9 protein-coding genes are annotated in these 11346 nt (G+C 59.0%); 3 read left to right on the top strand and 6 right to left on the bottom strand.

Going from position 1 to position 11346, the window contains the following annotated elements:
* A partial coding sequence (locus WB650_RS19700; protein WP_422304659.1) for a YIP1 family protein occupies positions 1-622 on the top strand: 622 nt, incomplete at its 5' end.
* A gap of 3 nt (positions 623-625) precedes the next feature.
* On the opposite strand, the gene WB650_RS19695 is transcribed toward WB650_RS19700, so the two are convergent.
* The gene (locus tag WB650_RS19695; protein ID WP_423961706.1) at positions 626-2797 is read right to left on the bottom strand and encodes an SF1B family DNA helicase RecD2; all 2172 of its coding nucleotides are present in this window, start codon (positions 2795-2797) and stop codon (positions 626-628) included.
* A 636-nt stretch (positions 2798-3433) separates the two neighbouring features.
* On the opposite strand from WB650_RS19695, the gene WB650_RS19690 reads away from it, so the two are divergent.
* The gene (locus tag WB650_RS19690) at positions 3434-4417 is read left to right on the top strand and encodes a L,D-transpeptidase (RefSeq protein WP_422303537.1); all 984 of its coding nucleotides are present in this window, start codon (positions 3434-3436) and stop codon (positions 4415-4417) included.
* On the opposite strand, the gene WB650_RS19685 is transcribed toward WB650_RS19690, so the two are convergent.
* The 3 genes from WB650_RS19685 to WB650_RS19675 all read right to left on the bottom strand — a co-directional run bounded on the left by WB650_RS19685 (position 4407) and on the right by WB650_RS19675 (position 7943).
* Complete coding sequence (locus tag WB650_RS19685; protein WP_422303536.1) at positions 4407-4946, bottom strand: HEAT repeat domain-containing protein; 540 nt, start codon at positions 4944-4946, stop codon at positions 4407-4409. The genes WB650_RS19690 and WB650_RS19685 overlap by 11 nt on opposite strands.
* An 11-nt stretch (positions 4947-4957) precedes the next feature.
* Entirely contained in the window at positions 4958-5671 is a 714-nt protein-coding gene (locus WB650_RS19680; protein ID WP_422303535.1) for a sigma-70 family RNA polymerase sigma factor, read from the bottom strand.
* A 322-nt stretch (positions 5672-5993) separates the two neighbouring features.
* Entirely contained in the window at positions 5994-7943 is a 1950-nt protein-coding gene (locus WB650_RS19675) for a sigma-54 interaction domain-containing protein (protein ID WP_423961704.1), read from the bottom strand.
* A 175-nt stretch (positions 7944-8118) separates the two neighbouring features.
* On the opposite strand from WB650_RS19675, the gene WB650_RS19670 reads away from it, so the two are divergent.
* Positions 8119-9501, top strand: a complete 1383-nt coding sequence (locus WB650_RS19670; RefSeq protein WP_422303533.1) for an NAD(P)/FAD-dependent oxidoreductase — start codon at positions 8119-8121, stop codon at positions 9499-9501.
* Between the two features lie 260 nt (positions 9502-9761).
* On the opposite strand, the gene WB650_RS19665 is transcribed toward WB650_RS19670, so the two are convergent.
* The gene (locus WB650_RS19665) at positions 9762-10523 is read right to left on the bottom strand and encodes a putative DNA-binding domain-containing protein (protein ID WP_422303532.1); all 762 of its coding nucleotides are present in this window, start codon (positions 10521-10523) and stop codon (positions 9762-9764) included.
* A 1-nt stretch (position 10524) separates the two neighbouring features.
* A partial coding sequence (locus WB650_RS19660) for a DUF692 domain-containing protein (RefSeq protein ID WP_423961702.1) occupies positions 10525-11346 on the bottom strand: 822 nt, incomplete at its 5' end.

Below are 11346 nucleotides of genomic sequence, written 5' to 3'. Positions count from 1 at the left end.
CGGCTCGATCACACCTTTCTTCACGATTTGGACAGAACCACGCGCGACGATCCGGCGTATCGTCGAGACCGATCCGAAGCGCTATGTAATCGCGCTCGCGGCGATCGGGCCGGCGGCCGGTGCGCTGGCGAATCAGTGGTCGAAGGCGATCGACAATAGTGCGAACCTGTCGGTGCTGTGGCCAATCGAGGTCGCCTTCTCGGCCGCATTTGGCGCGGTCCTCGGAATTGTCTCGCTGTACATTTCCGGCGCGATCTTGAGATGGTCGGGCGGTCTGATCGGCGGCGTCGCGAGCCAGGTCGAAGTGCGATCGGCGCTGGCGTGGGCGCAGGTGCCGGCGATCGCCGCCGAGATCATCCTGCTGACAGCGGTCCTCTCCGGCATCGCGATACCGCATCCGACTGCGGCTGCGATGCTGCAAATCGATCCCGCGTTTTACAAGGTCGGTGTCGCGGAAGCGGTGCTGGCAATCTGGGGAAGTATCGTCGGGGTGTACTGTCTTGCCGAAGTGCATCGATTCTCGGCGTGGCGGGCATTTTGCGCGACGCTGATCCCGGCGGGCATCGCGATGGTAGTACTCGGATTTATAGTCTGGGTGGTCTACGCCCTGTTGAATCACTAGCGATCAATCGACATGTAGCCGCTGCGCAAGGCGCGAGAAGCGCAGGCGCTCGTCCTGATTGCGCACCGCCTGTTGCAACGCACTCTTGGTTCCGACCAGGACGCACACACGCTCGGCCCGTGTAATCGCAGTGTAAAGCAGGTTGCGACGGAGCATCAGGTAGTGGGTCGAATGTATCGGCATCACGATCGCGGGATACTGGCTGCCCTGGCTCTTGTGCACTGAGATGGCGTAGGCGAGCGCGAGTTCGTCGAGCTCGGACAGGTCGTACTCGGCGTGCGTCTCTTCGAACGCAACTCTAACGCGCGCTTTTTCACTGTTGATTTCAGCAATTCGACCGATCGAGCCGTTGAACACTCCCTTGTCATAATTGTTGCGCAACTGGATTACGCGGTCGCCCTCTCGAAAAGTTCGATCGCCGGAGCGGATTTCGCGTCCTGCGGGATTCAGCAATGCTTGCAGCTCACGATTCAGAGTATGCGTGCCGAGCGGGCCGCGATTCATCGGGGTCAGCACCTGGATTTCGCGCGGGTCGCTGATTCCGAAGCGCCCTATCAGCCGCTGCTGCACGAGTTGCTTGATGGTCGCGAGTACGTCCTCGGCGGCGTTGCGCTCGAAGAAAAAGAAGTCGCCTTCGGCGTCGTTGGAGATCTGCGGGAACTCGCCGCGGTTCAGGCGATGCGCGTTGGCGACGATCAAACTGCGGCGCGCCTGCCGATAGACTTCTTTCAACTGCACCACCGGCACGAAGTCGGACGCGATCACGTCCTTGAGCACGCTGCCGGGGCCGACGGACGGGAGTTGATCGCGATCGCCGACCAGCAGCAGCGAACAATTCGGCATCAGCGCGGAGAGCAGACTCGAGGCGAGCTCAACGTCCATCATCGAGGCTTCGTCGATGATCAGATAGTTGGTGCGGAGCGGGAAATTCTTGCCGCGGATGAAGCCGCCGCTCTGCGGATCGTATTCGAGCAGGCGATGGATCGTCTTTGCGTCGCGGCCCGCCGCGTCCTGGAGCCGGCGCGCGGCGCGTCCAGTGGGTGCGGCTAATGTCGGCTTCAAACCGACGTCGGCGAGCGCGACCAGCAGCGAGCGAAGCAACGTAGTCTTGCCGGTGCCGGGGCCGCCGGTGATGACGGTGACGCGGCTCGCGAGAGCGCATCGCAGCGCGCTCTTTTGCTCGGGGGAAAGATCGAGAGCTGACGATTTGATCGCGGCGGCGACGGCGCGATCGATCAGATCTTTATTCATCGCGCGTCCGGCGTTCAGTTCAGCGATTCGCGTGGCGACGTTAACTTCGGCCTCGTGCAGGCGGGCGAGATAAATCGCGATGTGATCGTCGGCTTCTTCGGCGATCACTTCACCGCTGGCGGCGAGCTCGTTGACGGCGTCGTGCGCGAGGTCTGGGTCCATCTCGAGCGCGGTGCGGAACTGGCCTTCGAGATATTCGAAGGGCGAATAGACGTGGCCCTCGTCGGACATGCGTTCGAGGATGTAGAGGACGGCGGCGCGCGCGCGCTGGATCGAGTTGCGCGGGATGCCGAGTTTTTCGGCGATAGCATCGGCGGTGCGGAATCCGATGCCGTGAATCGTGCGCGCGAGCACGTATGGATCGCGTTTCACTACGTCGAGGGCGTCCTTGCCGTAGAATTTGTGGATTCGTCGCGCGTGTGTGGCGGCGAGTCCGTGCCCGCGCAGAAAAACGGTGAGCTCGCGCAGGCCCGACGCGTCGCGCCATGCAGTCGCGATCAATCGCGCGGCCGCAGCGCCGATGCCCGGAACTTCGCGCATCCGTTCGGGCGCGTTGTCGAGCACTTCACCGAGCGTGTCGCCGAAATGTTCAGCGATTCGGCGCGCGAGCCTGGGGCCGATGCCCTTTATTTCCGATGCGAGGTAACGTTCGATCGCGACGGCTCCCGCAGGCCGCAGCGTCTCGAAGTCGACGACATGGAACTGCTCACCGAAGCGCGGATGCTTTTCGAAGCCGCCGACGGCGCGGATGGTCGCGCCGACTTCGAGGCCCGCGAGATTGCCGACGACAGTGACGCGGCGAAAATCGCCATGCTCTTGCGGGATGACGACGACGGCGACCGAGTAGCCGTTCTTGTCGTTGACGAACAGGACCTGATCGAGAATGCCTTCGACGGTCTCAGTTGCTTGAACCGCTTGCGCCACGGCAACAGGATTACGCGCTCCGGGGTCGGCGTCCAGTTCACGCCTCGCGCGCATCAACAGGTGCGCTGGATGATCGTCGCGATGGCTCGGCGATGGATCGATCTTTCCTATGAAGATACTCAGCGATGCCTTGAACAGTTAAATGCTAGCGGATCTGAAAAATACGGCACCGAACAGCGGCAGAATCTTGAATCGCGCGCGAAACGCGCGCTCTAAGCGGACCCTCACCTTCATCCTCTCCCTCACAGGGAAAGGGGAAGAGAGCCGAGGCGCGATGCGTACGCGGTTCGATTTCGGCGAGCGCAATTTCAGTCCGCAGTGAGCTGGAATCAGTGTCAGAACCCTCATGTGTCGCTCGATGTGAACCTTGCGGTGGAGCGCACCGATGACGATCTAGACTTTGCGCCTCGTGGCGCGGAACGGCTGCGCGTCCCCTAGCCTGACAGAAAGAACACCGGGCTCCTGATCGGCTTTGGACCGACCCTTGTATTTCCTTCTAGACTTTTCGGCTGTTTTAGAGTTTCTAGTACCATACTGTCGGTTGCCGTATCCGGCAACGCGGCCTGCGAGAGACTTGAAGTGCATTGCGATTTCCGAGTGAACACTGGCCGCATCTTTCGACGATACGCAATCTTGATGAAACGGCAGCTCGCGATCCTGGCTATCCTCATTCTCATTCTTACCACCTCGCTGACCGCAAATGGGGCTGGACATACAAAGGGCAGGGAAGTTGAGCCGTTCACGCCCGCGTTCAAGCCCGGCGATTACGTCTGGCATCCTGAGATTTCACCCGCTGGACCAGTCGTGATCATCGTCAGTCTTCCGGAACAGAAAATGTACGTCTACCGCAACGGCGTCCGCATCGGTTTCTCGACTGTCAGCACCGGAACAAAAGGCCATCCGACTCCGACCGGAATGTTCACTATCTTGCAGAAAAAGGTCCGTCACGAATCGAGCATCTACAAAGGGGCAAAGATGCCGCATATGCAGCGCCTGACGTGGAGCGGCATCGCCATGCACGCCGGTCACCTGCCCGGTTATCCCGCGTCGCACGGGTGTGTGCGGCTGCCGATTGATTTCGCCGAAAGACTTTATTCCGTCACAAACAACGGTACGAACGTAATTGTTACCGACGACAAATTTGCGCCAGGCGAAACGGCGGAGCCTGCGCGTTTGTTATCGGGCAAGACCGGCGCACCGTCCACGCCGCCACTGGCCGTGGGCGGTTTTGAGTGGCATCCGGAGAAAGCCCCGACCGGCCCTTTGTCTATTATATTGAGTACTGCGGATCAGCAGATCTACGCTTACCGCAATGGCATCGAGATCGGACGCGCCGCTGTGCCCTCGACCGGTTTGGCCCAGGGCTCTGGAAGCTTTGTCTACTCAGCCCTCGACAAATTCGACCCGAACGGACTTCGCGACTGGACATCGACCTCAAGCTTCGGCAGCGCCCAGGCGCCAGATATCAAGGCACTGGTGAAGCAAGTGACCATTGCGCCAGAATTTCTTGAACACTTGCGCACAGCAGTTTCGCCAGGAACGACGCTTATCATTACTGATGTACATGTCAGTGCCCAAACTCGCAGCGAGCCTGGGTTCAACATATTGACTACTGACTGATCAGGTTGGTTCGACACGGACGAGGCAAGGTCTTGGAAACTATCAGCGTGCCTTGCGCGTCGCCGATTCGGCCTAGCTCCGATACCAGATGAAGTTTTACGATTTGTTCCGTAGATCGCAGAAACAACATCGATGACATAGCTGCAACCGCCGCGTTAGCTTGCCGGGCGCCGAGGATGTCAATGGCCTTCAGCTTCACGCGCAAATCCTCATCGGCCATCGATTGAATCAGGATCTGATTGACCTCGGGATCCTGCAGATCGCGCAGCTTTGTCAACTCGCTCACGCGCACATCGGGATCCGCATCTTTGAGGCCCAGCTTTACGTCTTTGATGATCTTGAACGGAGTCTCTTGTGACGCACGGCTTGCAATATCGTCTACGCCGGCACGAACCTGACTCTGGTGCGATAAAGGATCGCTGCTGAGGGCACTACCAAGGCCCTGGCCTCCGTATTGCGCAAATGCCGAATGTGCAACTGCCAGAACGGCAAGCGCAACGGGGAAAAAGAGTCTCAGGGTCTTGGTCATTTGCGCTAACACTAGACTGACGTGGCGCAATTGCGATCAGATGATTGGGCACGGTTCGAAATATCCGATAGGACCGCAGAGTCTCGCTCGATGAGCGTCTTGAGTGCCTGTCGAGCCCGATGGAGCCGCACCTTGACGGTGTTAGCCGTAGTCGCGAGAGATCGCGCGGTCTCCTCGGTATCCAGTTCTTCGATATCGCGCAGCAGAAGGACGCAGCGGTATTTGTCGGGTAGTCGCTCGATGCAGCGCCGCACCATCTCACGCGAGTCGCGACGCTCGAGAATTGTCTCGGTGGCGTCGGCCCGGGTCGCTGGATCATCGACCCACTCGCCGTCGTGATCGAAACGCGGCAGTAGCGGCTCTATGCGTTGCTCACTCCGGCGGCGCCTGGATCGCAACTGCACGAGCGACGCGTTCACGACAATGCGATGAAGCCAGGTAGAAAGCATCGCGTCGCCATTGAATTTGTTGAGCGCGCGAAATGCAGAGGCGAACGCCTCCTGGACAGCATCCTGCGCGTCACACTCGTTGTTCAGAAATCTGCGCGCGGTCGCCAGCATTCGTCCACCATATCGCTGAACCACCAGGCCGAAGGCGTCCTCGTCACCGGCGCGTAGCTGCGCGAGCAACTCGCGTTCGTTTTCGTTGCCTGCGCAGTTCGACTTTGGCGATTGCGGTGAGCGATCCTCGACCAGCGTGCGCACCAGCTCCGAGCATTCCTCCAATGTGCAACCTCTCCTAATCAGATCGCGCACAAGGGTAACGCCCTCACTGTCCGCAAACGTCACAGCCGACAGATCGAGCTCGATGCTATTTCCAACGGCAAGATGCGGGTCGCATACTCCAGCCAATTCGAAGGACGAGGCCTTGTTTATCCGGCCCTCGACGATAACTCGAGTTGCTCTGTTCTCACGGGAAACGACAGTGATTCTTATCATGGCCTCAGTCAGAGCAAGGCGCAGACCACGATCAGGATCGCAACGATTTCGGGGATTTAACTCTTTGAAGGCCGCGAGCCGCGACACTCGCCCGCGATATATCGCAGATCTACGAAACTGCTTGTGTGCTCCGCTGAACGCCGAGCTTTTTCATTCGGCTGCGAAGAGTGCTTGGATTGAGGTGCAGCAACGCCGCAGCTCCGTCAGATCCTTCGATTCGCCAGTTGGTTCGCATCAGAACTTCGAGAATGTGATTGCGTTCCACCTGATCGATGCTTTGGGGCGAAGGAGCTTCTGGACCCTTTTCCACCGGCACCGGCCGCGGCACGAATGCTTGCGCGCTAGCAACAGCAGCGATCTCTGGTAAAACACCGGGACCGACCTCAAGCTCGATTCCCGTCGACAGGATTACCGCGCGCTCGATCACGTTTTCGAGCTCGCGCACATTTCCGGGCCAGCTGTAGTTCATCAGCCGTTCCATCGTCTCCCGCTGGATGCGAGTGATCTTGCGCCCGATTTTCAGGCTGAAGCGGCGGACGAAGTAGTGCACCAGCGGCGGAATATCTTCGCAGCGCTCGCGCAGCGGGGGCATTTGAACTGGAAAAACGTTTAGTCGGTAGTACAAGTCCTGCCGGAAAGTTCCCTCGGAAGCAGATCGGAAAAGATCCCGATTGGTTGCTGCGATCACGCGCACATCAACCTTGATCAGATTCGACCCACCGACCCGTTCGAATTCCTGCTCCTGGAGAACACGCAGCAGCTTCGCCTGCAAATCCGGCGGCATGTCGCCGATCTCGTCCAGGAAGATTGTTCCGCCGTGCGCGAGCTCGAAACGGCCGATGCGGCGATCGATCGCGCCGGTGAAGGCTCCCTTCTCATGCCCGAACAACTCGCTTTCGATGAGGCCAACTGGAAGCGCTGCGCAATTCACCTTGACCAGCGGCCGATTCCTACGCGCGCTGTTCGAGTGTACGGCGCGCGCCACCAACTCCTTGCCGGTGCCGGTTTCCCCCAGAATAAGAACCGACGAATCCGTGCTCGAGACGAGCTTTACCTTTTCGATCACCTCGGCGAGAGCCCGGCTCTTCCCGACAATCTCCTCGAAGTTGTGCGTTTCCTTGATCTCTTCAATCAGGTAAGTGTTTTGAGCTTCGAGGCGCGCCTTCTCCCGCTCCATCAGCACGCGATCCGTCACATCGATGAACATAGTGCGCGTGTAACTGCCGTCGGGGGCTGGCCTGGACCAGCACTGAATCCACACAGGCTTGCCGTCGTCCTTGCGGCGCAGCTCAAGGACGGTGCCGGTAGTAGCGGTCCCGTGCCCCATTGAGTCAAGCCACTCGCCCAGGCGGCGCTGGGCCTCGGGAATATCGGGCACCAAAGACTTCCCCGTCATCTCGGCGATCTCTTCAGGCTTAAGCCCGAGAATCCTCATCGCCGTGCGGTTAGCCTCGATAAACCGGGAGTCCAGGCCCTCATGCACGTAGGCTATCGGAGCCTCGTCGAACAAGTCGCGAAAGCGCTCTTCGCTTTGTACCAACGCCTCGTTGGCATGGCGCAGCGCATCCTCGGTGCGCAGGCGCTCTAATTCGGCACGCGCTCTGGCGGCAAAGATCCGCATGATCGCAAGTCCACGAGGCCCATCCGGCATGGGCTGCTCGGACAGGATCGCCAGGTGGCCGACGACGGTTCCTGACGAATCGATCAGGGGGACGCCGCAATAGCTCTCAACGCGCCACCGTATAAGACCGACGTCCGCGGGAAAGAGCTGGCAGATCCGTTCGGGATGATGGGAGGACTTGCCGTTCAGCACAGCTTCGCACGGAGTACCGTCGAGCGGGGTTTCGAAGTTTTCCAGGAAAGTTCCGCGTCCCCACACAGCAAGCGTCCGAAACCGCAGACGATCTACGAGTAGTTCGGATACAAACGCGTACTCGCAGCCGAGTGCCGATGCGAGGTGTTTGACGAGCGAGTAGAAGAAACGATCGCCCGTTTCCGATTCCACGCCCTCGACGATCTCGCGCAGCGCCGCGTCATCGGAAGGAGTCTGAGCCGTCATTTGCTTCGCACCCATCAGACAGAAGTCGCCTCGATAGGCAGGGATTCTTGACTCCTCGATTCTAGTGGCAATCCGCCTGTATTCCAACGGAAATGATGAAACCGCGCCGTCCTGAGACGCATCTAAGCTATGGAACAATCCGGCAGTTGCGACGGTTCCCGCGCGGGAATATCAAATGAATCAAGCTGAAAATTATGAGGATGGATGCGGGGGTCCCTCTGGATCCGAAGGAAGCGTAGATTGCGGCTGTCGTATCCTCATACTCGGCGGCGGGTTCGGTGGCATCTACGCCGCAATTGAACTGGAACGAGCGCTGCGCGCCCGCCACGACGTAAGCATCACACTGGTGACGCGCGACAACTACTTTCTATTCACGCCGATGCTGCATGAGGTGGCGGCGAGCGATCTCGAGATGAACACCATCGTCAATCCTCTTCGCAAGATGCTATCGCGAGTGAAGACCTTCACCGGGGATATAGAAACCATAGATCTCGAACGACGATGTGTCGCAGTCACCCATGGCTTCGACCGCCACGTTCACGAGCTCTCGTACAACCATCTGATAATCGCGCTCGGTTCGAGCACGAATTTCTTCGGACTGCCGGGGGTCCGGGATGCGGCGCTGACTATCAAGACGCTGGACGACGCGATCGAATTGAGGAACCGTCTGATCACGCATCTCGAAGAGGCGAACTCTGAATGCGCGGCCGGGCAGCGGCAGCCTCTGCTCACCTTTGTGGTAGTCGGTGCTGGTTTCGCCGGCGTCGAGACGCTGGGTGGAATTAATGACTTTGTGCGCGACGCAATCCGTTTTTATCCAAACCTGACGCCGGAATTTGTCCGCACGATTCTTGTATCGTCCGACGAGTTCATCCTGCCGGAATTGGGCAGCAAGCTGGGGGCTTACGCGCAACGGAAGCTGGCTGCCCGCGGGGTTGAGATAATCACGAGCGCGCGAGTCACAGGCGTGCGCGACGGTATCGTCGAGCTCTCGGATAGGAGGACAATCTCCGCCACCACGCTGATTTGGGCGGCCGGCAATGCGCCCAATCCACTGGTCGCAGCTTTGCCGATGCCGAAAAGCGGCGGACGGATTCTGGTTAATGAATACCTCGAAGTTAAAGAATTTCCCGGCGTTTGGGCGCTGGGCGATTGCGCGTCGATTCCCGACCGCAAGACCGGAGGATTCCATCCACCTACCGCTCAGCACGCGATCCGCGAAGGCAGATGCGTTGCACGCAACGTCGCCGCAGATATCCTGAGAGGAAGGAAGAGACCGTTTCACTTCTCGACGTTAGGGCGGCTCGCCGCAATCGGCCGGCGCTCCGGGGTGGCGAATGTTTTCGGCCTCAATTTTTCGGGATTTCTAGCCTGGTGGCTTTGGCGCACAATTTACCTGTTCAAGCTCCCGCGGCTCGAAAAGAAGATGAGGGTCGCGCTCGATTGGACACTGGATCTGTGTTTCGCAAAGGATTTTGCATGTGTGACTGCCAGACATCCTTCCAACACGACGGCATCGAAAGGCTCTGATGAGAAGGAAGCAAACCGTGCAGCGTAGTGAATTGACTTGCCGCGAGTTCGTCGGCCTGATTCGTAGATTACGAGACGATGAATTGAGCGATGTGGATCGTCGATCGTTCTTGCAGCACCGCGGGGAGTGCGCCCGATGCTCGGAGTATCTGAAAGGATATGAGCTGACAATTAGCGCGGCCAAGCGGACAGCGGAAGACTCGCGCGATTCCGGCGAAACGATAATGCCGAAGTCTCTTGTCAGCAGGATCCTGGACAACAAACTCAAGAATGGAAGTGGTTCGTAGGCTACGCCGCTTGGTCGATTCGATGGATGATTCCGTCCTCAATCCATCGTACCAGAAGCGCCGCCGATTCTTGCGCCGCTCCAGCCTCGGGCAAGTCAGCGAATGTTTCACAGATTGTCGCGAACGGCTCGCCCGAGATCATCTTCGTGAGCGCCGCTGACTCCCGCTCATCCATCGGCGCATGAAACACTCGGCAGTCATTTGCGCGCCAGACACGCAGCGTAGTCTCTTCCGCTGACACGTCGAGGGATGAGTCACCAGACCAAAGGCGCTGCACGGGATATTGAGCTTGCAAAGTTTTGATCGCGGGTATCGCGGAGAAGTGCAGAGTCGGCCAGGCATCTGCAGGAACGGAAATAAGGTCCTCGATCGTGACACATTCAGCATCGGGTGCGTCAAAAACCTCGATGCGAGCCCATTCGAGTTCGGCGAGATCGGCAAGGCACTTGGGCGTGTCTGTTCTGTGCCGGAGGAATTCAGACAGCGCGTGGCCCAGGTGACGCACCGACGGCCACCGCGAAGGAAACGCCTCAAGATAACCTTTGACAATCTCATCAAATTGCGCGGGGCCGGCCAAAGCGGCTACGCGAGGGACGTCTTCGCGCAGGACATCGCGGAGCCGCAAAAAGTAAGCGTCTGCGTAAACACCGATTCGTGTTTTCCGATCGCTGTCGTCGTACCCGCGAACCATGCGGACAAAGGTGGGTGCAATCGAGTCTCGGCCGGGCTGGACCGCTACAGATTCCCAGAACAAGCGCTGCACTTCATAGAGAGATGGAGCTGGCATTGAGTACCTCGCCCTCAATTTCACGCGCGCGATTTGCTTCGGCCAGGAGTTCTTCAAAAGGAGGTATCTGATCGTCCCATTCCACGAGCGTTGATACCCGCCCGAAACGTCGCACCGCCTCGCGATAGAGCCGCCACACCGGCGTCGGAACGGGATGGTCGTGAGTGTCGATCAGCAAATCTCCCGAGCTGCTGTGACCGGCCAGGTGAATCTGCCCGACCCGCTCACTGGGAATTCCCGAAAGATATTCCAGCGGAGAGAAGCCGTGGTTGATTGCGTTGACGTAGATGTTGTTTACGTCCAACAGAATGCCGCAATCGGCTTCCTCGGCGACGGCAGAAACGAACACCCATTCCGGCATGGACGAAACTGAATAGGTGAGGTAGCTCGAAACATTCTCCATCAGGATGCGGCGTCCAAGCCGGTCCTGAACCTGGCGGATTCGCGCGGCCACGTGCGCCACGGTTTCTTCAGTGTAGGGAAGCGGCAAGAGATCGTGGGCAAAGCGTCCGCCGACGGCTCCCCAACAAAGATGATCGGAAACCCACGCCGGAGCGAACCGTTGAATCAACAATTCGAGTTCGGTCAGATAGTCCTCTCTCAGAGGATCGGTTCCGCCGATATTGAGCGACACGCCGTGAAGAACGACCGGCGCAAGTTCGCGGGCCTTCTCCAATATCTGCAGAGGCCGGCCGCCGGCAATCATGAAGTTTTCCGAGATTACTTCGAACCAGTCCGCGCGCGCCGTCCGGTCCAGAACGTGCGGGTAGTGAATGGTCCGAAGACCGACACCGTGCCC

The sequence above is a fragment of the Binatus sp. (SeqCode) genome, from assembly GCF_049584895.1.
Lineage (GTDB): Bacteria > Desulfobacterota > Binatia > Binatales > Binataceae > Binatus.
This window is presented reverse-complemented; position numbering and strand designations above follow the sequence as displayed.